19 protein-coding genes, 1 tRNA gene and 1 pseudogene are annotated in these 22,059 nt (G+C 71.9%); 11 read left to right on the forward strand and 10 right to left on the reverse strand.

Translation table 11 applies throughout. The features are described from left to right. Positions 1-1,401, reverse strand: a pseudogene (locus ACZ5NJ_RS22250) (SUKH-4 family immunity protein); the annotation flags it as partial. A 7-nt stretch (positions 1,402-1,408) separates the two neighbouring features. Next, a complete protein-coding gene (locus ACZ5NJ_RS22255) occupies positions 1,409-2,422 on the reverse strand; it encodes an SMI1/KNR4 family protein (protein WP_468766839.1) in 1,014 nt (337 codons plus the stop codon). A 258-nt stretch (positions 2,423-2,680) separates the two neighbouring features. Here ACZ5NJ_RS22255 and ACZ5NJ_RS22260 point away from each other — a divergent pair, with 258 nt between their 5' ends. Both ACZ5NJ_RS22260 and ACZ5NJ_RS22265 read left to right on the forward strand, forming a co-directional pair. Continuing rightward, positions 2,681-3,223: a YwqJ-related putative deaminase gene (locus tag ACZ5NJ_RS22260; protein ID WP_468767058.1), complete on the forward strand. Its 543-nt coding sequence runs from the start codon at positions 2,681-2,683 to the stop codon at positions 3,221-3,223. Between the two features lie 5 nt (positions 3,224-3,228). After that, complete coding sequence (locus ACZ5NJ_RS22265; RefSeq protein ID WP_468766840.1) at positions 3,229-3,801, forward strand: SUKH-3 domain-containing protein; 573 nt, start codon at positions 3,229-3,231, stop codon at positions 3,799-3,801. Between the two features lie 20 nt (positions 3,802-3,821). On the opposite strand, the gene ACZ5NJ_RS22270 is transcribed toward ACZ5NJ_RS22265, so the two are convergent. Further along, complete coding sequence (locus ACZ5NJ_RS22270) at positions 3,822-5,093, reverse strand: sensor histidine kinase (RefSeq protein ID WP_468766841.1); 1,272 nt, start codon at positions 5,091-5,093, stop codon at positions 3,822-3,824. 131 nt (positions 5,094-5,224) lie between these two features. On the opposite strand from ACZ5NJ_RS22270, the gene ACZ5NJ_RS22275 reads away from it, so the two are divergent. The 6 genes from ACZ5NJ_RS22275 to pth all read left to right on the forward strand — a co-directional run bounded on the left by ACZ5NJ_RS22275 (position 5,225) and on the right by pth (position 10,303). Next, the gene (locus ACZ5NJ_RS22275) at positions 5,225-6,094 is read left to right on the forward strand and encodes a hypothetical protein (protein ID WP_468766842.1); all 870 of its coding nucleotides are present in this window, start codon (positions 5,225-5,227) and stop codon (positions 6,092-6,094) included. 7 nt (positions 6,095-6,101) lie between these two features. Continuing rightward, a tRNA-Gln gene (locus tag ACZ5NJ_RS22280) sits at positions 6,102-6,173 on the forward strand. Positions 6,174-6,281: 108 nt separating this feature from the next. Beyond that, the gene (glmU, locus tag ACZ5NJ_RS22285) at positions 6,282-7,730 is read left to right on the forward strand and encodes a bifunctional UDP-N-acetylglucosamine diphosphorylase/glucosamine-1-phosphate N-acetyltransferase GlmU (protein ID WP_468766843.1); all 1,449 of its coding nucleotides are present in this window, start codon (positions 6,282-6,284) and stop codon (positions 7,728-7,730) included. A 134-nt stretch (positions 7,731-7,864) separates the two neighbouring features. Further along, positions 7,865-8,842, forward strand: a complete 978-nt coding sequence (locus tag ACZ5NJ_RS22290; protein ID WP_468766844.1) for a ribose-phosphate diphosphokinase — start codon at positions 7,865-7,867, stop codon at positions 8,840-8,842. 186 nt (positions 8,843-9,028) lie between these two features. Next, positions 9,029-9,613, forward strand: coding sequence for a 50S ribosomal protein L25/general stress protein Ctc (locus ACZ5NJ_RS22295; protein WP_468766845.1), 585 nt, complete (start codon positions 9,029-9,031; stop codon positions 9,611-9,613). Positions 9,614-9,712: 99 nt separating this feature from the next. After that, positions 9,713-10,303 (forward strand): aminoacyl-tRNA hydrolase, encoded by a 591-nt coding sequence (gene pth / locus ACZ5NJ_RS22300; RefSeq protein WP_468766846.1) that lies wholly within the window; start codon positions 9,713-9,715, stop codon positions 10,301-10,303. 68 nt (positions 10,304-10,371) lie between these two features. Here pth and ppc read toward each other — a convergent pair whose 3' ends face one another. Next, the gene (ppc, locus tag ACZ5NJ_RS22305) at positions 10,372-13,065 is read right to left on the reverse strand and encodes a phosphoenolpyruvate carboxylase (protein ID WP_468767062.1); all 2,694 of its coding nucleotides are present in this window, start codon (positions 13,063-13,065) and stop codon (positions 10,372-10,374) included. A gap of 443 nt (positions 13,066-13,508) precedes the next feature. Here ppc and ACZ5NJ_RS22310 point away from each other — a divergent pair, with 443 nt between their 5' ends. Both ACZ5NJ_RS22310 and ACZ5NJ_RS22315 read left to right on the forward strand, forming a co-directional pair. Next, entirely contained in the window at positions 13,509-14,489 is a 981-nt protein-coding gene (locus tag ACZ5NJ_RS22310) for an acyl-CoA desaturase (RefSeq protein ID WP_468767063.1), read from the forward strand. Then, on the forward strand, positions 14,486-15,160 hold the full coding sequence (locus ACZ5NJ_RS22315; protein ID WP_468766847.1) for a TetR family transcriptional regulator: 675 nt from the start codon (positions 14,486-14,488) through the stop codon (positions 15,158-15,160). The genes ACZ5NJ_RS22310 and ACZ5NJ_RS22315 overlap by 4 nt, the downstream gene beginning before the upstream one ends. A gap of 95 nt (positions 15,161-15,255) precedes the next feature. Here the strand turns inward: ACZ5NJ_RS22315 and ACZ5NJ_RS22320 are convergent, their stop codons facing one another. Further along, complete coding sequence (locus tag ACZ5NJ_RS22320; protein ID WP_468766848.1) at positions 15,256-15,624, reverse strand: VOC family protein; 369 nt, start codon at positions 15,622-15,624, stop codon at positions 15,256-15,258. 2 nt (positions 15,625-15,626) lie between these two features. After that, entirely contained in the window at positions 15,627-16,493 is an 867-nt protein-coding gene (locus ACZ5NJ_RS22325) for a trans-aconitate 2-methyltransferase (RefSeq protein ID WP_468766849.1), read from the reverse strand. A gap of 146 nt (positions 16,494-16,639) precedes the next feature. Between ACZ5NJ_RS22325 and ACZ5NJ_RS22330 the strand changes: the two genes are divergently transcribed. Continuing rightward, on the forward strand, positions 16,640-17,137 hold the full coding sequence (locus ACZ5NJ_RS22330) for a MarR family winged helix-turn-helix transcriptional regulator (RefSeq protein WP_366450841.1): 498 nt from the start codon (positions 16,640-16,642) through the stop codon (positions 17,135-17,137). Here the strand turns inward: ACZ5NJ_RS22330 and ACZ5NJ_RS22335 are convergent. The 4 genes from ACZ5NJ_RS22335 to ACZ5NJ_RS22350 form a co-directional block, all read right to left on the reverse strand. After that, entirely contained in the window at positions 17,096-17,944 is an 849-nt protein-coding gene (locus ACZ5NJ_RS22335; RefSeq protein WP_468766850.1) for a LuxR C-terminal-related transcriptional regulator, read from the reverse strand. The genes ACZ5NJ_RS22330 and ACZ5NJ_RS22335 overlap by 42 nt on opposite strands. 491 nt (positions 17,945-18,435) lie before the next feature. Then, entirely contained in the window at positions 18,436-19,395 is a 960-nt protein-coding gene (gene galE / locus ACZ5NJ_RS22340) for a UDP-glucose 4-epimerase GalE (RefSeq protein ID WP_468766851.1), read from the reverse strand. A gap of 96 nt (positions 19,396-19,491) precedes the next feature. Continuing rightward, positions 19,492-20,211, reverse strand: a complete 720-nt coding sequence (locus ACZ5NJ_RS22345; protein WP_468767064.1) for a response regulator transcription factor — start codon at positions 20,209-20,211, stop codon at positions 19,492-19,494. A gap of 133 nt (positions 20,212-20,344) precedes the next feature. Continuing rightward, complete coding sequence (locus ACZ5NJ_RS22350; RefSeq protein ID WP_468766852.1) at positions 20,345-22,054, reverse strand: outer membrane protein assembly factor BamB family protein; 1,710 nt, start codon at positions 22,052-22,054, stop codon at positions 20,345-20,347. Positions 22,055-22,059 lie beyond the last annotated feature (5 nt).

Raw genomic sequence — 22,059 nt, forward strand, 5'->3', positions numbered from 1 at the left:
GGGCGGCGCGGGCGGACCCACCGGCGCACCAGGCACACCGGGCGGCCCGGGCGGCTGCGGCGGCTGCACGACCGCCGGACCCGCCAGCATCGTCGCGGCATGGTCCAGCCCACCCCCGAGCGAACCGGAACCAGGAGCCCCGGGCGGCGCGGGCGGACCCACCGGCGCACCAGGCACACCGGGCGGCCCGGGCGGCTGCGGCGGCTGCACGACCGCCGGACCCGCCAGCATCGTCGCCGCGTGGTCCAGCCCACCCCCGAGCGAACCGGAACCGGAACCGGGAGCCCCCGGAACCCCGGGCGGCCCCGGAGGCGCGGAAGGCGGCGTCGGCCCACCGGGCGGCGCGGGCGGCGGCGGAACGGTCCCGGGGGCGGCCAGCATCGTCGCGGCGTAGGCCGCACCGCCGGGCGCACCCGGCCCCGAAGGCGCCCCCACGGGCGCAGGCGGCACGGGAGCACCAGGGCCCCCAGACGCCCCGGGCATCCCCGGCGCACCGCCCGCGGACCCCCCGACCGGCCCTCCCGGGCCCGGGGGCACGGGCGGCACCGGACCGGCGCCCTGCGGCGCCCCGCCCGGAACCCCACCCGGCACCCCGGCGGCACCCGCCCCCGAGGCCTCCGCCTGGAGGGCCAGCGCCGGAGCGATCGCGGTCTTCGGCAGCTGGCTGCCACCCGACATCAGCTGGGTCTTGGCCTCCGCGCCGGCCCCGGAGGAAGCCGGGGCGTCGTCGAAGTCGGAGCCCGACAGCGGCGGCGCGAACACCGTCGCGGGCAGCGGTACGGAGCCGTCGTCGGCCCCCGGGTTCACATCCGTCCCGGCCCACGGCGTGGACCCGGCCGGAACCGCGCCGGAAACGGGCCCACCAGCGGAACCACCGAGGGAACCACCGACGGGAGCACCCCCGGAAGCGGAACCCGAGGCAGGACCCGAGGCAGGACCCGAACCCGAACCGGAGCCGGACGCAGCACCCGAACCGGAACCGGACACAGGACCGGACCCCCCGGCCCCCGCCCCCACCACCGGCGGAATCCCCGCCCGATCGGCCGCCTCCTGCAGCCACTCCGGCGGGCTCAGCATGAACGACGTCTGCTCCGAGTCGATCCGCGGCGGCGGAACCGAAGCCTCCGAAGCCGCCGCGGCAGCCGCCCCGTACTCCTCCTCGTACCGCCGGATCACCTCACCCACCGGCAACCCCGGCCACAGCGTCACCTCACCGCTGTCCCGCGCGATGACCAGCCGCTGCCGGCCGCCACCCGACACCGGAGCCCCGGCCCGGTCCTCCGCCCACACCACGAAGCCCAGCCCGAACTCCCGGACCCGCACCTCACGGTGCTGGTACCCGGGCACGTCCCCGTTGATCCACTCTTCGGCGCGCTCCTGCGCCTGCGCGAACGTCACCACGACGCGCTCACCCCTCACCCATGCCGGCGTCAGACACCGGAACCGACCCCGACACTGCAACCGACCGCGCGAATCCGCCGTCCACCATCAGACCGGCCACCGTCTCCAGCTCCGGCGGGTTCCCCGCCAACCGCTCCAGGAAGGCATCGAAATCGGCACCGCACGGCAGCAACAGCCGCTCCACACGCTCCTGCACCGACCAGCCGTCCCGGTCGCGCGCGTCGTCGTACGGGGAGAACCAGACGGAACCGACCCGGTCCCCCCGCACCTTCACCGCGAGCAGCCCGCCCTGCACGAAGGCCACGCACAGGTAGTCCTTCGTCAGGTGGTCCCGCAGACACTTGTTGATGTAGACGAGGTCGTTGACCGCCGCCTCCTCACGCACCGTGAAGAACGGCTGGTCCACCAGCATCCCCAGCTCCACGAACAGCCCCGCGCCCACCGGCGCGCACCCGCCCGCCGCCTTCAGGAACGAGCGGTACGCCTCCGGAAGCCGGTACCCGAGGTCCTCCTCGACGCCCTGGACCTGCGCCTCCGACACCGACACCAGGGACTTCGGCAGCCCCAGGTGCACCGGCCGCACCTCCTGGAGCGGCCGCCCGCCACGCTTCTCGTGGTCCACCGGAGCCGTCGCCAGACCCGCGTGATGCCGCAGCAGCGCCTTCACCTCGACCGGGACCAGCTCCATCCGCCGCGAACCCGCCACGTGGTGCCAGGTCCAGCCGTGCGGCGTCGCCACCGGCCCGACCGTGTCCCACAGCGGATGCCCCGCCGCCCGCATCGCCGCGTTCGCGGACACGCAGTCCGTCAGCCGCAGCTCGTCCGCGCCGAAACCCTCCGGGGGCTCGGCGATCTCCACGGCCGCACGCGCGTACCGCGAGAAGTCGGGGTGACCGTCCCCGTCCATCCGCACACCGTGGGGATGCCGAGCGGCCCGGACCGGGTCCGGGAAATGCACGACCTGCCCCGAGTACGCGGCGTTGGGTGGCACGGCCTGCTGCCCGAGCCGACCTGTCGTCATGGTGGTGGCCCCCTGCTGGATCTGGCTGGTTCACCACAGCCTATGTGCTCGGGCAAGACCCTCACCCGCCCCCGATCCCCACGGGGGCGCGCGGGGCGGGAACATCCGAATTGATACGAATATTCGACCCCGCTTCCACGTGACAGCGGACATTTGACAGGCTGTCCCCGCAGCACGGGGGCGTGCGCGACAGCGGCCACCACCGCCGCCACGGGAGGGAAAGGCACCATGCAGACAGCGACCACGCACAATGCGGGCATGCACCACGCGGCACCCGGCGCCGACCGTGGGCAGAGCACCGAAGCCGGCCCCGCCGGCCCCGCAGGCGACCCCCGCCTGCGCTGGAGCACCGCGACCGGCCCCCACACCCCACCCGTGCTCCGCTTCCGCCGCGACGGCATCCTCCCCACCGTCGCCGCCGCCCTCTCCGTACGCGGCGAAACCCTCACCGGCACCGCCGGCAAGGGCGACCGGCCACCCGTGCTCCACCCGCTCGTCCAGGACTTCCTCGACACCCTCACCAGCGGCCAGCGGGAACGCTTCACCGGCCGCTGCCCCGAAGCGATACTCCTCTCCCGCCACCTCACCACCGTCGAAGGCGCCCGCAGCAGACGCGCCTCCCGCAAACCCCTCACCGCGAGCGAAGCCCGCCGCGCCCTGAAACACTCCAAGATCACCGCACGCCGCATCCGCGAGGACGGCGACCCCCTCCACGGCAGCTACGCACCCCCCTGCCGCTCCTGCGACGCCCTCCTCAACCACTTCGGCGTACGCCCCGTCGACCTCACCCAGCCCGAGTAGCCACCATGACCGCCTCCTCAGCCTCCGCAGCCGCCTCGGCCACACCGGCACCCCGGAACCCCGCCGCCGGCCCCACCGTCGCCGCCTCCTACGGCCGCTCCTCAGCCAACCGCTTCCCCGTCGGCGTCGACGCCGCCCTGCGCACCGCCGGCTGGGAACCCGGCCGCTGGGACATCAAACAGGCCGAATACTGGGCCGACGCCCTGCGCGACCACACCACCCCCGCCGGCCACCGCCACACCGTCTTCCCGGCCGCCGTCGAAGCCTGGGCCGAATTCGGCGGCCTCACCATCACCGCCCCCGGCCCCGGCCGCCAGATAGCCCCCACCCCGGTCCGCCTCGACCCCCTCACCGGCCTCCACCTCGCCCGCACCTTCGCCGACCTCGGCCGCGCCCTCTCCACCCAGCTCTGCCCCCTCGGCTCCGACACCGCCGGCGGCGCCCACCTCGCCATCGACCGCGAAGGCCGCACCTACCTCGTCGACCACACCGGCGACTGGTACCTCGGCACCACCCTCGACGAGGCCCTCACCCTCCTCCTCACCGGCCTCCAGCCCGCCCGCCTCACCACCGCCTGACCACCCGCCCGGGGGCGGGACTACCGGAACGGCAACACCGCCGACACCCTGAACCCGCCCCCCTCCGTCGGACCCGACACGAACACCCCGCCCAGCCCCAGCACCCGCTCCCGCATCCCGACGAGGCCGTTCCCCCCACTGGGCAGATCCGCACCCCGCGCCTCCCCCTCACACGGCCCGTTCTCCACCTGCATCGCCACCTCCCCCTCCCGATGCGCCAGCCGGACGACCACCCGCGCACCCGGCGCGTGCTTGTGGCAGTTCGTCAACGCCTCCTGCACCACCCGGAACGCCGTCTGCTCCACCTCCGCCGGATACGCACACCGCTCCCCCTGCACCACCACCTCCACACTCATCCCCGCCGCCCGCGACTGCCCCACCAGCACCTCCAGCTCCGCCAGCGAAGGCCCCTCCTCCACCACCGGAGCCACCCCAGCCACCCCGGCCGCCACCGAAGCCACCGGAGCCACCGCCCGCACCGGCTTCTCCGACGCCCGCAACACCCCCAACATCTCCCGCAGCTCCGTCAACGCCTGCCGCCCCATGTCCCCCACCAGCGCCGCGTTCCGCACCGCCTTCTCCGGGTCCTTCCCCGCCACCGCCTGCAACGCCGCCGCATGCACCACCATCAACGACACCCGGTGCGCCACCACGTCGTGCATCTCCCGCGCGATCCGCGTCCGCTCCTCCTGACGCGCCCACTCCGCCCGCTCCTCCGCCCGGTCGGCCAGCAGCGACAGCTCCCGCTCCAGCGAGTCCGCCCGCTCCTGCAGGCTCTCCATCAGCCGCCGCCGCGCCCCCACGTACAGCCCGAGCAGCACCGGCGGCACGGTCAGCGCCACCGCCATGAACGCGGACAGCACGAAAACCAGCGCGCCCTCCCCGTCCACGTCCCCCCGCGTCCGCAGATACGTCACGACGAACGTCCCCGCCAACGACATCGAGGCCAGCGTGGCCGTGATCCGCCGCGGCACCTCACAGGCGGCCAGCGTGTACAGCCCCACCACCCCGAGCAGGAACCCCATCGCCGCCGGCGTCACGGCGATCCCGACCAGCACCACGGCGATCGGCCACCGCCGCCGCAGCACCAGCACGGCCCCCACGACGACCCCGAACACCACCCCCAGCGCCACCGGCAGCCCGGCCTCGTGCGCGAAAGGAACCCCCTCCAGGGCGCACTCGACGGCGGACACCACCCCCAGCCCCGCATCGAGCACGGCCCCCCGCCGCCGCTCCCACCACCAGGGCCCGTCCCGCCCCACCCCGTCCGTCTCATCCCCCGTACTGGTCATACCGCCCAGCGTACGCAGCGCGCCTGGCACGGGCGCGAACGGAATTCCGGCGAACGCGGGGTAATCGCACGTCCGCGTGAATCGCCCGCGATCCGAGACCTGAATCCCACATTCCGGACGACAGTGGCGACATGAGCAAATACGCCGACTTCGAGGGCCTCCGCGCCCAGGCCGTCACCCTCCGCCGCGAAGGCCTCAGCCGCCGCCAGATCCGCGACCGCCTACAGGTCGACAACAACGACATCCTCAACCGCCTGCTGGAGGGCGAGCCGGCCCCCGAGTGGACGAAGCGCCCCAACGCGAAGGACGACCTCCGCGACCGGGCCCGCGAGCTCCGCCTCCAGGGCATGACGTACGACCAGATCCAGGTCGAACTGGGCTGCTCGAAGAGCTCGATCTCCCTGTGGGTCCGCGACCTGCCGAAGCCGGAGCGGCGCTCACCGGCAGAGCAGGCCCGACTCGCCTCACGCCGACGCTGGGAGCACGAAACCACCGTCCGCAACGAACGGCGGATTCGCACCAAAGAAGCTGCACGAAGCGAGGTCGGCCAGCTGAGCGACAGAGAACTGTTCGTCGCGGGCGTGACTCTGTATTGGGCAGAGGGAGCCAAGGACAAGTCGTACGACCGCCGCGAGAAGGTCCAGTTCGTCAACAGCGACCCAGGAGTCATCGAGGTGTTTCTCGCCTGGCTGGACCTCATCGGCGTCGATAGGGAGCGGATTCGCTATCGCGTGATGATCCATGAATCGGCCGACGTCAAGGCAGCCGAGGATTTCTGGGCCACGTTCGTCGGAGCAGAGCCAACGCAGTTCGCCAGGGCGACCCTCAAGAAGCACAACCCCCGCACCACCCGCAAGAACGTGGGCGAGAACTATCGAGGCTGCCTGGCCCTCTACGTCAGCCAAAGCGCCGACATCTACCGTCGCATTGAGGGCGCCTGGTGCGGCATAGTAGGTGCGTCCAAGCAGAACCGGAAAGATCGAATGTCCGGTTTGGACTGATTAGCCATCCCCTGTGGTGTAATCGGCAGCACTGGGACCTTTGGAGTCCTATGTCCGGGTTCGAGTCCTGGCAGGGGAGCAATGCAGGTTCGGGTCCTGACCTCACGGTCGGGACCCGGCTTCGTTTCCGACCTGTGACCCCCCGCTATCCTTCACGGGTCCACCCCCGAAGCCGAAGGGCACACCCGTGAGCGCAACCCGCCCGGCAGCCGTCGTCGTACTCGCAGCGGGTGAGGGCACCCGCATGAAGTCCGCGACGCCCAAGGTTCTGCACGAGATCTGCGGGCGCTCGCTCGTCGGTCACGTGGTCGCCGCCTCCCGCGAGCTCGACCCGACCCACCTCGTGGTCGTCGTGGGCCACGCCCGCGAGCAGGTGACCGCGCACCTCGCCGGCATCGACGCCGGCGTCCGCACCGCCGTCCAGTACGAGCAGAACGGCACCGGGCACGCCGTCCGGATGGCCCTCGAAGAGCTCGGCGGCCAGCTCACCGGCACCGTCATCGTCGTCTGCGGCGACACCCCGCTGCTCACCGGCGAGACCCTGCGCGCCCTCGCGGCCACCCACGAGGCCGACGGCAACGCCGTCACCGTCCTCACCGCCGAGGTCCCCGACTCCACCGGTTACGGCCGCATCGTCCGCGACCCGCAGACCGGCGCCGTGACGGCCATCGTCGAGCACAAGGACGCCACCGACGCCCAGCGGGCGATCCGCGAGATCAACTCCGGGGTCTTCGCCTTCGACGGCGCCCTCCTCGCCGACGCGCTCGGCAAGGTCCGCACCGACAACAGCCAGGGCGAGGAGTACCTCACCGACGTGCTCGGGATCCTGCGCGAGGCGGGTCACCGCGTCGGCGCGGCGGTCGGCAGCGACCACCGGCAGATCCTCGGGATCAACAACCGCGTCCAGCTCGCCGAGGCCCGTGCGCTGCTGAACGCGCGCCTGTTGGAGCAGGCCATGCTCGCGGGCGTGACCGTCGTGGACCCGGGCAGCGTGTTCGTGGACGTGACCGTCACCTTCGGGCAGGACGCGCTGGTCCACCCCGGCACCCAGCTGCTGGGCGCGACGCACATCGGCGAGGGGGCCGAGGTCGGCCCGAACTCCCGGCTGAAGGACACCCGCGTGGGCGCGGGGGCCCGGGTGGACAACACGGTGGCGGACGGGGCGGTCGTCGGCGACCAGGCCACCGTCGGCCCGTTCGCGTACCTGCGTCCGGGGACGGATCTGGGCGCGAAGGCGAAGGCCGGTACGTACGTCGAGATGAAGAACGCGACGATCGGCGAGGGGACGAAGGTTCCGCACCTCTCCTACGTCGGTGACGCGACGATCGGCGAGTACACGAACATCGGCGCGGCGAGCGTCTTCGTGAACTACGACGGCGAGCACAAGCACCACACCACCGTCGGCTCACATTGCAAGACGGGTTCGGACAACATGTTTGTGGCTCCGGTCACCATCGGGGACGGCGCCTACACGGCTGCCGGATCGGTGATCACGAAGGACGTTCCGGCGGGTGCGCTGGCCGTGGCCCGCGGCCAGCAGCGGAATATCGAGGGTTGGGTGGCCCGCAAGCGGCCCGGCAGCGCTGCCGCGACGGCGGCGCAGTCCTCGTCCGACAAGGACTCCGGCCACCACTGAGGTGAACTGACCGGAAACGAGTACGCCCGGGACGGCGTACCGTGATAGGTGCACGCAATTCGGCTGGCTCACCGTGTGCGGGACGGACGTACACGGGGGCGAGCAGCTTTTCACACGTCTGAGGAGACAGTGCTGTGACCGGGATCAAGACGACCGGCGAGAAGAAGCTGATGCTCTTCTCCGGCCGCGCCCACCCCGAGCTGGCCGAGGAGGTCGCGCACCAGCTGGGGGTCACCCTGGTGCCGACCAAGGCTTTCGACTTCGCGAACGGCGAGATCTACGTCCGCTTCCAGGAGTCGGCGCGTGGCGCGGACTGCTTCCTGATCCAGAGCCACACGGCTCCGATCAACAAGTGGATCATGGAGCAGCTGATCATGATCGACGCGCTGAAGCGCGCGTCGGCTCGTTCCATCACGGTGATCGTGCCGTCGTACGGCTACGCCCGTCAGGACAAGAAGCACAAGGGTCGTGAGCCGATCTCGGCGCGTCTGGTGGCGGACCTGCTGAAGACGGCGGGTGCGGACCGGATCCTGACGGTCGACCTGCACACGGACCAGATCCAGGGCTTCTTCGACGGTCCGGTGGACCACCTGTCGGCCCTGAACGTCCTCGCGGACTACGTGGGCGCGAAGGTGGACCGTACCAAGCTGACGGTGGTGTCCCCGGACGCCGGCCGTGTGCGGGTGGCGGACCGCTGGTGTGACCGTCTGGACGCGCCGCTGGCGATCGTGCACAAGCGCCGTGACAAGGACGTCGCCAACCAGGTGACGGTCCACGAGGTCGTCGGCGAGGTCAAGGGCCGCGTCTGCGTGCTGGTCGACGACATGATCGACACGGGTGGCACGATCTGCGCGGCGGCCGACGCGCTGTTCGCGCACGGTGCGGAGGACGTCATCGTGACGGCGACGCACGGCATCCTGTCGGGTCCGGCTGCCGACCGTCTGAAGAACTCGAAGGTCAGTGAGTTCGTCTTCACGAACACGCTGCCCGATCCGTCGGACCTGGAGCTCGACAAGATCACGGTCCTGTCGATCGCGCCGATGATCGCCCGTGCGGTGCGCGAGGTGTTCGAGGACGGTTCGGTGACGAGCCTGTTCGAGGAGCAGCAGTAGGCCTGAGGGCCCTGCGCTAGATCCTTTTGGGCGCGGCCTCCCCGCCGGGTACACTCGATGAGTTGCTCGGCGAGGGAGGCCGTACCTGTTTTCCGGTACGGATGCTCCGTTATCGACGCGCTCTTCGTAGCAGGCCGTTTCGGCCGGGTGACTTCTGTCCGTTTCGTCACCCCACGAGGAGTGAGCATGTCCGAGATCAAGCTTTCCGCGCAGCCCCGCGACACCTTCGGCAAGGGCTCTGCCCGCCAGTCCCGTCGTGACGCCCTGACCCCGGGTGTCATCTACGGTCACGGCACCGCCCCGAAGCACGTCGGCGTCGAGTCCCACGCGCTGATGATGGCTCTGAAGACCCCGAACGTGCTGCTCTCCCTGGACATCGCGGGCGCCGGCACCGAGCTGGTCATCCCGAAGGCCGTGCAGCGTCACCCGCTGAAGCGCAACATCCTGCACGTCGACTTCCTGATCGTCCAGAAGGGCGAGAAGGTCACGGTCGAGGTTCCGGTCGTGACCGAGGGCGACCTGGCCCCCGGTGGCAACCTGCTGGAGACCCTCCTCGCCACCGTTTCCGTCGAGGCCGAGGCCACCCACATCCCGACCGAGATCACCGTCTCGATCGCGGGCCTGGAGGCCGGTGCCACCGTGCACGCCTCGGACCTGGTCCTGCCGGCCGGCACCACGCTGGCCGTCGACGGTGAGACCGCCGTGCTGCAGGTCGTCGCCCCGCAGGCCGAGGAGCCGGCCGCCGAGGCGGCCGAGGGTGCCGAGGCCTGAGCCTCGCCCTTCCCCCTCAGCAGTTGCTGACCGACCGCCGTCCGGCTCCACTGGAGCGGGACGGCGGTCGTTGTCGTTCACGGGATGGAGGAGCTTTTGATGTCGGACGATACGGCGCCGTGGCTGATCGTCGGTCTCGGTAACCCGGGAGCGGAGTACGCCGGCAACCGTCACAACATCGGCTTCATGGTGGCCGATCTGCTGGCCGAGCGGATCGGCGGCAAGTTCAAGGCGCACAAGGCGCGGGCGCAGGTGCTGGAGGGCCGGATCGGTGCTCCGGGGCCGGCGAACCGCCGTGTGGTGATCGCGAAGCCGATGTCGTTCATGAACCTGTCGGGTGGTCCGGTGACGGCGCTGCGCGATTTCTACAAGGTGCCGGTGGAGCGGATCGTCGCGGTCCATGACGAGCTGGACATCGACTACGCGACGCTGCGGCTGAAGCTGGGTGGCGGGGACAACGGCCACAACGGGCTGAAGTCGATGACGAAGGCGATGGGTGCGGAGTACCACCGGGTGCGGTGCGGGATCGGCCGGCCGCCGGGGCGGATGCAGGTGGCGGATTTCGTGCTGAAGGACTTCTCGTCGGCGGAGCGCAAGGAGCTGGACTGGTTCGTGGACCGGTCGGCGGACGCGGTGGAGTGTCTGGTCCAGGAGGGTCTGGAGCGGGCGCAGTCCGCGTACAACTCGTAGGGCGGCTGGATGTACGGGAGCCCCCCGCGCCGGATGGTGCGGGGGGCTCCGTCGTGTCCGGGTGGGTGTCAGCCGGTGTTGCGCAGGCCGGCGGCGACGCCGTTGACGGTGAGGAGGAGGGCTCGGGCCAGGAGCGGGTCGGGGGTTTCGCCGCGGGAGGCGGCGGCGCGCTGGCGGGCGAGGAGGGAGACCTGGAGGTAGGAGATGGGGTCCAGGTAGGCGTCGCGGACGGCGAAGGTCTGCTGGAGGACGGGCTGGGAGTCGAGGAGCTTCTCGCCGCCGGTGATGCGCAGGACCTCGCGGACGGTGAGTTCGTGTTCGGCTTCGATGCGGGCGAAGACGTGCTTGAGGCGGTCGGGGACGAGGGTGTCGACGTAGTGGCGGGCGATGCGCAGGTCGGTCTTGGCGAGGGTCATCTCGACGTTGGAGAGGAAGTTGCGGAAGAAGTGCCACTTCTGGCCCATCTCGCCGAGGGCGTCGTCCTGGCCGGATTCGCGCAGGGCCTTGAGGCCGGAGCCGACGCCGTACCAGCCGGGGACGATCTGGCGGGACTGGGTCCAGCCGAAGACCCAGGGGATGGCGCGGAGGCCGTCGAGGCCGGCGCCGGAGTCGGGGCGGCGGGAGGGCCGGGAGCCGAGGTGGAGGTCGGCGAGCTGGTCGACGGGGGTGGCGGCGAAGAAGTAGGCGGGCAGGTCGGGGTCTTCGACGAGCTCGCGGTAGGCGGAGTGGGCGGCGTCGGAGACGATGTCCATGGCCGCGTCCCAGCGGGTGAGGGCGTCGGGGGACTGGCGGGGCGCGGTGTGCAGGGCGGAGGCCTGGAGGGTGGCCGCGACGGTCAGTTCCAGGTTCTCGCGGGCCAGGGAGGGGACGAGGTACTTGTCGGAGATGACCTCGCCCTGTTCGGTGACCTTGATCTCGCCTTCGAGGGTGCCCCAGGGCTGGGCGAGGATGGCGTCGTGGGAGGGGCCGCCGCCGCGGCCGACGGTGCCGCCGCGGCCGTGGAAGAGGCGCAGGCGTACGCCGTGGCGGTGGGCGACGTCGCGCAGGCGGCGCTGGGCGCGGTGGATCTCCCACTGGCTGGTGGTGATGCCGCCGAACTTGCTGGAGTCGGAGTAGCCGAGCATGACCTCCTGGACGTCGCCGCGCAGGGAGACGAGGCGGCGGTAGGAGGGGTCGGCGAGCATCTCGTCGAGGATGACGTCGGCGGCGCGGAGCTCGTCGGTGGTCTCCAGGAGGGGGACGATGCCGATCTTGGCCCAGCCGGCGTGGAGGTCGAGGAGGCCGGCTTCGCGGGCGAGGACGGCGGCGGCGAAGACGTCGTCGGCGCCCTGGCACATCGAGATGATGTAGGACTCGATGACTTCGGGGCCGAACTTCTCGAAGGCGTCCTTGATGGCGGAGAAGACGCCGAGGGTCTTCTGGCCGGCGGGGTCGAGGGGTGCGGGGGTGGGTGCGAGGGGGCGGCGGGAGCGGAGTTCCTTGGCGAGGAGCTTCTGCCGGTAGTCGCGGGGCATGTCGGCGTAGCGCCAGGATTCCTCGCCGAGGCGGTCGAAGAGCTGGCCGAGGGCGTGGTGGTGGGCGTCGGCGTGTTCGCGGACGTCCATGGTGGCGAGCTGGAGGCCGAAGGCGGCGATGGTGCGGATGGTGCGGTCCATGCGGCCGTCGGCGAAGAGGGCGCCGCGGTGTTCGCGCAGGGAGGTCTGGATGAGGGTGAGGTCGGTGAGGAGCTCGGCGGTGCCGAGGTAGTCGCGGCCTTCCTCGTGGGGGGTGCCCTTGGCGAGGCGTTCGCGGGTGTTGAGGAGCTTCTGGCGGATGCAGGTGGCCTTGAGGCGGTAGGGCTCTTCGGCGTTGAGGCGCTTGTAGCGGGGGCTGATCTCGGGGAGGCGTTCGAGGTCGGCCTGGAGGGAGGTGAGGAGTTCTTCGGTGGCGCCGGTGTAGCGGATGGAGTTGGAGAGCAGTCCGCGCAGGTAGTCGATGAGTTCGAGGGCGTCGGTGATGCCGTGTTCGTGCTGGAGGATCAGGACGTCGCGGGTGACGTCGGGGGTGACGTTGGGGTTGCCGTCGCGGTCGCCGCCGATCCAGGTGCCGAAGGTGAGGGGGCGGGTGCCGGCGGGGAGTTCGACGCCGACGCGCTGGAGTTCGGCGGCGAGGTCCTCCAGGACGTCGCCGACGGCGTTGGCGTGGAGTTCGTCGAGGTAGTAGATGGCGTTGCGGGCCTCGTCGGTGGGTTCGGGGCGGACGACGCGCAGTTCGTCGGTCTGCCAGACGAGGTCGATGTTCTCGGCGAGGCGCAGGTCGTGGCGGCGGCGGTCGCCGGCTCCGGTGACGGGCTCTTCGAGGAGGGCGGCGATGCGGCGGAGCTTGTTGAGGACGCTGCGGCGGGCGGCCTCGGTGGGGTGTGCGGTGAAGACGGGGCGGACGTTGAGGTTCTTGACCGTCTCGCGCAGGTGGTCGGGGTCGGCGTCCTTGAGCATGTCGGCGGTGCGCGCGAGGAGGCCGCCTTCGGCGGCGCGGTGGGCGCGCAGTTCCTTGCCGCGGTGGACCTGCTCGGTGATGTTGGCGAGGTGGAAGTAGGTGGAGAAGGCGCGTACGAGCTTGGCGGCGGTCTCCAGGTCGGTGTCGCCGAGCAGGGCTGCGGCGGCCTCGCCGTCGGTGCGGGTGAGTGCGCGGACGCGTTCGACGAGGTCGAGGAGGTCCTGGCCTTCCTGGCGGACGAGGGTCTCGCCGAGGAGGTCGCCGAGGCGGCGGATGTCCGCGCGCAGTTCCGCGTTGGCCGTCTGTGCGGCGTCCTTGCGGTCGGACGGGGCGGCGGGCTGGGTGACGGGGGCCTGGGGGGCCTGGTCAGCACTGCTCACAGGTGCGGCTCCTTGCAGTGTTCGAGCGCTACTGGGCTGTGGGCTCCCCGGGGGTGCGCGTGCGGCGGTGCCGCTCGTGGGTGCGCAGCCCGGGCTGCCCGTGCGGACCGCGCTGTCCGACGACACCAGGATAGGCGGCGTGTCCCTGTGCCCTGGCAGAGCGTGCCCGTGTGCTGGCGGGGCGGCGTGGTGCGGGGGGTGGTGGGGCGGGTCGGGGGTGTGGTGCTGGCGTGCTCCTCTTGCCGGGCGCGAGGGTTTTGCCATACTTACGTTGCCGTAGGTTACGGGTCCGTAGGTCGTGGGTCGTGACCGGGGCACCTGCCGGCTTCTCACCCCCCAGGGGATCCCTGATGACTGTCAGTCCCGATCTGATGGAGGGCGCTTCGGCGTCTTCCGGTACACCGGCACCGTCCGCGACGCGCGGCGGTGAGCAGAAGCGCTCCGTGGAGCAGGTGGCGCTGCTGCTGTTCATCACCGTGCCGTTCCTGGCGCTGCTGGCGGTGGTGCCGCTGGCCTGGGGCTGGGGGGTGAGCTGGCTGGATCTGGGCCTGATGGTGTTCATGTACTTCCTGGCGTGCCATGGGATCACCATCGGGTTCCACCGCTATTTCACGCACGGTTCCTTCAAGGCGAAGCGGCCGCTGCGGATCGCGTTGGCGGTGATGGGGTCCCTGGCGGTGGAGGGGCCGCTGGTGCGCTGGGTGGCGGACCACCGCAAGCACCACAAGTTCTCCGATCACGAGGGTGACCCGCATTCGCCGTGGCGGTTCGGGGAGACGGTGCCGGCGCTGATGAAGGGCCTGTGGTGGGCGCACATCGGCTGGCTGTTCGACGAGGAGCAGACGGACCAGCAGAAGTACGCGCCGGATCTGATCAAGGATCCGGCGATCCGGCGGATCAGCCGTGACTTCGTCTACTGGACGGTGCTGTCGCTGGCGATCCCGCCGCTGGTGGGGGGTCTGGTGACGATGTCGTGGTGGGGGGCGTTCACGGCGTTCTTCTGGGGTTCGCTGGTGCGGGTGGCGCTGTTGCACCATGTGACGTGGTCGATCAACTCGATCTGTCACGCGGTGGGCAAGCGGCCGTTCCGGTCGCGGGACCGCAGTGGGAACGTGTGGTGGCTGGCGGTGCTGTCGTGCGGGGAGTCCTGGCACAACCTGCACCACGCGGATCCGACGTCGGCGCGGCACGGGGTGCTGCGGGGGCAGGTGGATTCGAGTGCGCGGCTGATCCGCTGGTTCGAGCTGGCGGGCTGGGCCTCGGACGTGCGGTGGCCGTCGGGGGCGAGGATCGACGCCCGGCGCAGGGCCACGACCTCGAACGCGGCATGATGGGGGACGTGGCGATCGACGGCAGCACTACCAGCAGCGACAAGCCCAGGCGAGGCCGCCGGGTCCGGATGACGGGCGCCGAGCGGCGCCAGCAACTGCTGGACATCGGCCGCGCCCTGTTCGCCGAGAAGGGGTTCGAGGGCACGTCGGTGGAGGAGATCGCGGCGAAGGCCGGGGTGTCGAAGCCGGTGGTGTACGAGCACTTCGGTGGCAAGGAGGGGCTGTACGCGGTCGTCGTGGACCGTGAGATGCGCCAGTTGCTGGACGGGGTGACGGGTGCGCTGACGGCCGGGCATCCGCGGGAGCTGCTGGAGCAGGCGGCGTTCGCCCTGCTGGACTACATCGAGAACTACACGGACGGTTTCCGGATCCTGGTGCGGGACTCTCCCGTGGCGCAGTCGACGGGCACGTTCGCGTCGCTGATCAGTGACATCGCCACGCAGGTGGAGGACATCCTGGGTCTGGAGTTCAAGGCGCGGGGGTTCGATCCGAAGCTGGCGCCGCTGTACGCGCAGGCGCTGGTGGGGATGGTGGCGCTGACGGGGCAGTGGTGGCTGGAGACGCGGCGGCCGAAGAAGGCGGAGGTGGCGGCGCACCTGGTGAACCTGGCCTGGCACGGGCTGGAGAACCTGGAGGCCCGGCCGCGGCTGGTGGGCCACCGCAAGAGCTGACGCGCGGACGCACGCGCGGGCGGGCGGCGCCCCGTCACCGGTTCTCCGGTGACGGGGCGCCGTCGTATGGGGTCCGCCGTCCGGGGCGGGGGTGTTCAGTGGCCGGTGAGGGGTTCCAGGAATTCCAGCCGGTTGCCGACGGGGTCGTGGGAGTAGAAGCGCCGGTGGCCCGGGAGGTTGTCGTCCCAGACGACGTCCGCTCCCCGTTCGCGGAGTCTGCCGGCGTACTCCTCGATGCCGGTCACGCGCAGTCCGGGGTGGGCCTTGCGGGCGGGCCGGAAGTCCTCTTCCACTCCCAGGTGCAGCTGTACCGCGCCCGCGGCGAACCAGCAGCCCCCGCGCGCGGCGAGGACGGGGGGTTTGGAGATCTCGGTCATGCCCAGGACGCCTTGGTAGTAGGCGCGGAGCCGTTCCTCCGATCCGGGGGGTGCGGCGAGTTGGACGTGGTCGACGGCGGTCAGCACGGTCAGGCCTCCCTGCGGGCGATGGCGAAGATGCGGCGGAAGGGGAAGACGGTGCCCCGGGGTCCGTGGGGGTAGGCCAGGCGCAGGGCTTCGCGGTATTCGGCGAGGAACCGTTCGACGGCGTCGCGGTCGTCGCCGAGGGCGGTGAGCACGGGGCGCAGGGCGGTCCCCTTGACCCAGTCGAGGACGGGGTCGGGGCCCTGGAGCATCTGGTGGTAGGTGGTCTCCCAGACGTCGACGGCGCAGCCGAGTTCGGTGAACCGGGCGAGGTACTCGGCGGGTTCGAGGAGGTGGACGTAGCGGGCGCCGTGTCCGCCGAGGCGCTCGCGCCAGCGCGGGGTGTCGCAGAGCTCGGCGAGGAGCCGGTGGCTGGGGGCGGTGAAGTTGCCGGGGATCTGGAAGGCGAAGGTGCCGCCGGGCCGCAGGCCGTTGATCCAGGCGGCGAAGGAGCCGGGGTGGCTGGGCACCCACTGGAGGGCGGCGTTGGAGACGATCAGGTCGTACGTCTCCTCGGGCATCCAGGTGGCGATGTCGCCGTGGCGGAAGTCGAGGTGGCCGCCGCCGGGGGTGGGGCCGGCGTACTCGGCGTCGGCGAGGCGGAGCATCTCGGGGGAGAGGTCGAAGCCGGTGATGCGGGCCTCGGGCCAGCGGTCGGCGAGGAGGGCGGTGACGTTGCCGGGGCCGCAGCCCAGGTCGGCGATGCGCGCGGGCCGGGTGGGGAGCTCGGATATGCGCGTCAGGAGGTCGAGGAAGGGGCGGGTTCGGTGGCCGGCGTGCCGGAGGTACTGGTGGGGGTCCCAGACGGGTGCGGACGGGTTGGAGCCGTCCATGGCGTGGGGGCGCACGGCCGGCGCGGTGTCGGAATGCATGTTCGAGCCTCCCTACTGGTGGGGCGGTCGGAAGCGGAAGCTGTTCCGGCCCCCTCCATGCCCCGTGCTCCGTCAGAGTATATCTCGATATCAAGATTCTTGAGTTGAAGAGACTTCATGTCGACAGACCCCGTACACTGATCGGCATGGAGGACGAGGTCGACCGACTGGTCGCGGCATGGCGGCGAGAGCGCCCTGACCTCGACGTGGAACCGCTCGAAGTGCTCAGCCGCGTGAGCCGGCTCGCGCGCCACCTCGACCGCGCCCGCAGGCTGGCCTTCTCCGAGCACGGTCTCGAACCGTGGGAGTTCGACGTCCTGACCTCGCTGCGGCGCGCCGGGGCCCCGTACCAGCTCTCCCCGGGGCAGTTGCTGACCCAGACTCTCGTCACCTCCGGCACCATGACCAACCGCATCGATCGGCTGGCCAAGAAGGGCCTGGTCGAACGGCTGCCGGACCCCAGCGACCGGCGCGGGGTGCTGGTACGCCTGACCCCCGAGGGGCGCGACCGCGCCGACCAGTCCCTGGCCGGGCTGCTGGCCCAGGAACGGGCGATCCTGGCCCAGCTCTCCGCGGCCCAGCGGGTCGACCTGGCGGGCCTGCTACGCCAGTTGACCGCTCCGTTCGACAACATCCCCGGCTAGCTCCGCCGGCCGTACGCCGGCCCGCCGGGCCAGCGCCACGGCCGCCAGGGTGGAGTGCACGCCGAGCTTGCCCAGCACGTTCTGCATGTGGGTGCGGACGGTGTGCGGGGACAGGAACAGCCGCGCCGCCACGTCCTTGCGGCCCAGTCCCGCCACCATGCAGCGCAGCACCTCGTGCTCGCGCGGGGTGAGGGACCCCACGAGCCGTTCGCTGTCGGTGCGGTGCTTGCGGGCGGCCGTCAGCTCCCGCAGCACCCCGGTGAGCAGCGCGGGCGCGAGGTGCGTCTCCTCGCGCAGCACCCCCCGGATCACGGCGAGCAGCCGCGACAGCGAGCAGTCCTTCGCCACCCAGCCCGACGCCCCGGCCTGCAGGGCCAGGGCGGCCCGGCGCGGGTCGTCCCGCTCGGCGAGGACCACGGTGCGCAGGCCCGGGTGGGCGGTACGCACCGCGGCGACCAGCGCGATGCCGTCCGCCGCCGGGGCGGACGGGATGCCGGACGGGATGCCGTGCGCGCGCTGGCCGGGTACGGGCAGGGCCGCGCCCGTGGCCGTACCCGTGCCGGAGACGGCACCGGGCGGCCCGGGCGGGCCGGCCGCGCCGGGCGGCCCGGCTGCGCCGAGGTCGGCGTCGACGAGCAGCACGTCGAAGCGCCGGCCTTCCGCGGCCGCCCGTTCGAGACAGCGCTGGGCCGCGGGACCGCTGCCGGCCGCGGACACGTCCACGTCCGGCTCGGCCGCGAGCGCGGCTGCGAGAGATTCGGCGAAGATGCGGTGGTCGTCGACCACCAGGACCCGGATACGAACCACAAAACCCCCAAGGGTCGGGGAACGGACGACTACGGGTACGACGCCCGGGCCGGGTGGCTCCCAGGCCGCCGCGGCCGCCGCCGCGACATCTGTGACACCTACCCGGGACCGGACGCCGTACCCGGCGTGTCTCGACCCCTGAATCAACACCGGCCCCCACCGGCGTCACGCTTCAGCGTAGAGCGGGCGGCGTTCCGTGGTTGGCCGAATAGCAGAAGTTTTCCGAGCGATTTTCGGGTCGCGGGCTCCGCAACGGCCCTCCGCGTGGCCTGATTTCGCCTGCCCGGAAGGCCGGGAGCGTGATTTTCCGACCGGCGCGTGCCCCGGGCAGTTGCACGGGGTCCATTTCACCCGGCGTACGCACGCCGAGCGCCCGCGCAGAGCGCCCGTCCACCGCGCCCGCCGGATACGCGTGCGCCCCCCGCACCGGAGGGGGCGGGGGGCGCTGCGGGGCGCCGGGAGACCGGCGCACGGGGGGCGCGGGGGGCGCGTCAGGCGCGGCGCTCGCGGGCGAAGTTCCAGGCGTCCGTCACGATGCCGGTGAGGTCCGAGCGGGTCGGCACCCAGCCGAGGCGCTCGTGTGCCGTGCGCGCGGAGGCGACCAGGACCGCCGGGTCGCCGGCCCGGCGCGGGGCGACGACCTCGGGGATGTCCCGGCCGGTGACCTTGCGGACCGTCTCGATGACCTCGCGCACCGAGAAGCCGCTGCCGTTGCCCAGGTTGCAGATCAGGTGCTCGCCCCCGGCCGCGACGCGCAGCGCCGCGAGGTGGGCCTCGGCGAGGTCGGCGACGTGGATGTAGTCGCGCACGCAGGTGCCGTCGGGAGTCGGGTAGTCCTCGCCGAACACGGAGATGGACTCGCGCTCCCCCAGCGCGACCTGGAGGACGAGGGGGATCAGGTGGGTCTCGGGGTCGTGGCGCTCGCCGAACTCCTTGTAGGCCCCGGCCACGTTGAAGTAGCGCAGCGAGACCGCCGCGAGGCCGTGCGCCGCGCACTCCCCCGCGATCATGTGGTCGACGGCCAGCTTGGAGGCGCCGTACGGGTTGGTGGGGGAGGTCACCGAGGTCTCGGTCAGCGCGCCCTCGGCGGGCTCGCCGTAGGTGGCGGCGGTGGAGGAGAAGACGAGCGTGCGCACCCCGGCCTCGCGCATGGCGTTGAGCAGGGCGAGGGTGCCGCCGACGTTGTTGTCCCAGTACTTGCCGGGGTTCACGACGGACTCGCCGACCTGGGAGGAGGCCGCGAAGTGCAGGACGGCGTCGTAGGAGGCGTCCAGGTACCGGCCGGCGTCCTGGATGCGGCCGTTGACGAGGGTGGCGCCGGCGGGGACGCCCTCCCCGAAGCCGGTGGAGAGGTCGTCGAGGACGGTGACCTCGTGTCCGGCCTCCAGCAGATGGGCGGCGACGACGCTGCCCACGTATCCGGCACCACCGGTGACCAGGTACTTGCTCACTCGTACTCCTACCTCTCGCGGACGCACGCGGCTGCGCGTGCTGGTGTCTGGCTTACCGGATTCCGCGCTTCCGGGGAAATCGTCCGCCCGTGCGGGTCAGCCCGCGGCCGGCTGCGGCCCGTCGACGGGCTCCTGCGGCCGGCGCGGTACGGGCGGCGCGGCCCGGTCGAGGAGTCCGGTACGGGCGGCCAGTGCGGCGGCCTCCAGCCGTGAGCCTACGCCCAGCTTCATCAGCACCCGCTGGACGTGGGTGCGGGCGGTGCTCGGGGCGATGTCCATGCCGGCGGCGATCAGCCGGGTGTCCTCGCCCTCGGCGACCCGCACCAGGACCTCCACCTCGCGCGGGGTCAGCAGCCGCAGCAGCCGGGTGCCCTCGTCGTCGGGCTGGGCGGCGGGGTTGAGGAGCTCGGCGAAGGCGCTCTGCAGCAGCTGCGGGGAGATGGCGACCTCCCCGGCCCGTGCCTTGGCCAGGGCCCGCTCGACGCCCTCGATGCGCTCGTCCTGGCGTACGTAGCCCGAGGCGCCGGCGGCGAAGGCCGCGGCGATCCCGCGCGGGCTCGGCACCGGGCCGAGGACCACCACGGCGATCTGCGGGCGCTCGCGTTTGATGCGCATGACGGGTTCGAAGACCCCGGGCTCCGCGGGGGTGGCGGTGCCGAGCAGGCACACCTCCGGGGCGCGGCTGATGACCAGTTCGGCGGCTCCGGCCGCGGGCGCGGCCGCCGCGAGCACCCGGTGCCCGCGTAGTTTCAGGGCCGAGGCGAGCGCCTCGGCCAGCAGACGGTGCTCGTCGACCACCATGACGCGTACGCCCATCAAGGCTCCCACCCCAGATCCTTCTGACCCGGCAAGCTACACGCTTGTTCGACGGGGCGCGGCGGTTACCGCGCGAAAGCCCCCGATCGGTGGGCACCGGCCGGGGGCTTTCGCGAGGGTCCGCGTACGGGTGTCAGTTCGCGGCGAAGGAGACGAACAGGTAGTCCTTCTCCTTGTCGGAGTACGGCTTGCTGGCCAGGCTCTCGGCCAGGAACAGGCGGCCGTTGTGGTAGCGGACCTCGGAGCGGTCCGGGGAGAAGCCCGCCTCCAGGCTCCGGCTGCCGGCCGGGTTCTGCATGAGGACGGTCTCCTTCATCGTCTTGCCGTCGAGGCTGACGACCTGCCCGCCGTTGTCGTACGGGGGCACCTTGTAGGCGATGATGTTCGACCCGTCCATCCGCAGCGGGTACATGACGTACTTCTCGCCCGCGTCGGCGCGGTCGCTCGTCGCCTTGCCGGTCTCCAGGTCGAAGGAGACGATCTCGTTGGTGCGGCCGACGGCGTTGGCGGACGAGTTCTGGTGCTCGTACGTCGGCAGGTAGACCTTGCCGTTGCCGACGACCATGTTGGTGCACTGCTCGACCTCGGTGGCCGGGCACTTGGGCGCGTAGCTGCCGGCGGAGAGGCCGATGCGGGTCTTCAGCTGGCCGGCGTCGTCGAGGACGAAGAGGTCGCTGACGTTGGTGGCGTTCTTCGCGGTGTTGCCGACGTTGGCGGCGATGATGAGCGGCTTGGTGGAGATGATGCCGGCCCATTCGATGCCCGCGGACAGCTTGTACGAGTACTTGGGCGCACCGCTGGCGGGGTCGAGGGCCTGCGCGTAGAGGGTCTCGTCGGCGCTGCCGCCGCACTTGCGCAGGACGGCGAGGGCCTCGCCGCCGGCGTAGCCGAGGTCGTAGCAGCCCTGGGCGTCGGTCTTGGGGGTCCACAGGGGCTTGCCGTCGGCGAGGTTCCAGGCGGCGCCGCCGTAGAGGCCGCCGGCGGCGACGGTCTGGCCGCTGAGGGTGATCTCGGTGAACGCCACGGGCTTGTCGCCGCCGGTGGCGGACTTGGCGGTGGCGGTCCACACCATCTTCCCGGTGTTCAGGTCGATGACGCCGGCCTGGGTGCACTGGGGGTACTTCTTCTCGGCGGTGGCCGGGCCCTCCTGGAAGAGGATGGCGGTCTTGTTGTCGCTGATGTGCCGGGTGGCCGCGCAGACGTTGGCGCCGAGCGGGAGCTCCCACTTCTTGCCGCCGTCGACGAGGTTGTAGCCGACGACCTTGCCGATGTCGGACTTGACGTAGGTGGTGTCGGTCAGCCAGGAGCCGTCGACGCCGATCACGTCGGAGCCGGGCACCTGGGTGGTGGCGCTGACCAGCGGCTTCGACTTGGTGTTGGACGGGGCCTTCTCGCTGCCGGCCTGGCCGGGGGCCTTGGGGTCGGGCGAGCCGCTCGCGGCGGCGGGGGGCGGGGTGTCGCCGCCGCCGTCGTCGGAGGTGTACCAGAAGCCGCCGCCGATGATGAGGGCCATGGCCAGGACGGCCGCGGCGACGATCACCAGCTGGTTGCGCACGTCGTTGCCGCCGCCGCGCGGGGCGGGGGCGGACGGCTGCGCGGGGGCCGGGGCCTGGAGGGTGCTCGGCTGCTGCGGGTAGCCGTAGCCGGGCTGCTGCTGGGGGTAGCCGTAGCCGGGCTGGGCGCCGGGCGGGGGCACGGCCGGCCTGGCGGGCTCGGTCGGGGCCTGCTGGGGCTGCGGCGGGGTGCCGGGGGCCTGCGGGCCGGCCGGGGGCGGGCCGGGCGGCGGCGGGGGGCCGCCGAAACCGCCGGCGGGCGGCTGGCTGGGGGGCGGCGGGGTGCTCATCTGCT

The organism is Streptomyces sp. NPDC032091 (genome assembly GCF_055580265.1).

Bases quoted from the DNA above. Each gene is read 5' to 3' on its own strand.
- ACZ5NJ_RS22330 (WP_366450841.1), top strand. From the start codon at position 16,640: ATGGAGGACGAGGTCGACCGACTGGTCGCGGCATGGCGGCGAGAGCGC.
- ACZ5NJ_RS22350 (WP_468766852.1), bottom strand. From the start codon at position 22,054: ATGAGCACCCCGCCGCCCCCCAGCCAGCCGCCCGCCGGCGGTTTCGGC.
- ACZ5NJ_RS22275 (WP_468766842.1), top strand. From the start codon at position 5,225: ATGAGCAAATACGCCGACTTCGAGGGCCTCCGCGCCCAGGCCGTCACC.
- ACZ5NJ_RS22265 (WP_468766840.1), top strand. From the start codon at position 3,229: ATGACCGCCTCCTCAGCCTCCGCAGCCGCCTCGGCCACACCGGCACCC.
- ACZ5NJ_RS22315 (WP_468766847.1), top strand. From the start codon at position 14,486: ATGATGGGGGACGTGGCGATCGACGGCAGCACTACCAGCAGCGACAAG.
- ACZ5NJ_RS22255 (WP_468766839.1), bottom strand. From the start codon at position 2,422: ATGACGACAGGTCGGCTCGGGCAGCAGGCCGTGCCACCCAACGCCGCG.
- ACZ5NJ_RS22270 (WP_468766841.1), bottom strand. From the start codon at position 5,093: ATGACCAGTACGGGGGATGAGACGGACGGGGTGGGGCGGGACGGGCCC.
- ACZ5NJ_RS22345 (WP_468767064.1), bottom strand. From the start codon at position 20,211: ATGGGCGTACGCGTCATGGTGGTCGACGAGCACCGTCTGCTGGCCGAG.
- pth (WP_468766846.1), top strand. From the start codon at position 9,713: ATGTCGGACGATACGGCGCCGTGGCTGATCGTCGGTCTCGGTAACCCG.
- ACZ5NJ_RS22310 (WP_468767063.1), top strand. From the start codon at position 13,509: ATGACTGTCAGTCCCGATCTGATGGAGGGCGCTTCGGCGTCTTCCGGT.
- ACZ5NJ_RS22295 (WP_468766845.1), top strand. From the start codon at position 9,029: ATGTCCGAGATCAAGCTTTCCGCGCAGCCCCGCGACACCTTCGGCAAG.
- ACZ5NJ_RS22260 (WP_468767058.1), top strand. From the start codon at position 2,681: ATGCACCACGCGGCACCCGGCGCCGACCGTGGGCAGAGCACCGAAGCC.
- ACZ5NJ_RS22325 (WP_468766849.1), bottom strand. From the start codon at position 16,493: ATGCATTCCGACACCGCGCCGGCCGTGCGCCCCCACGCCATGGACGGC.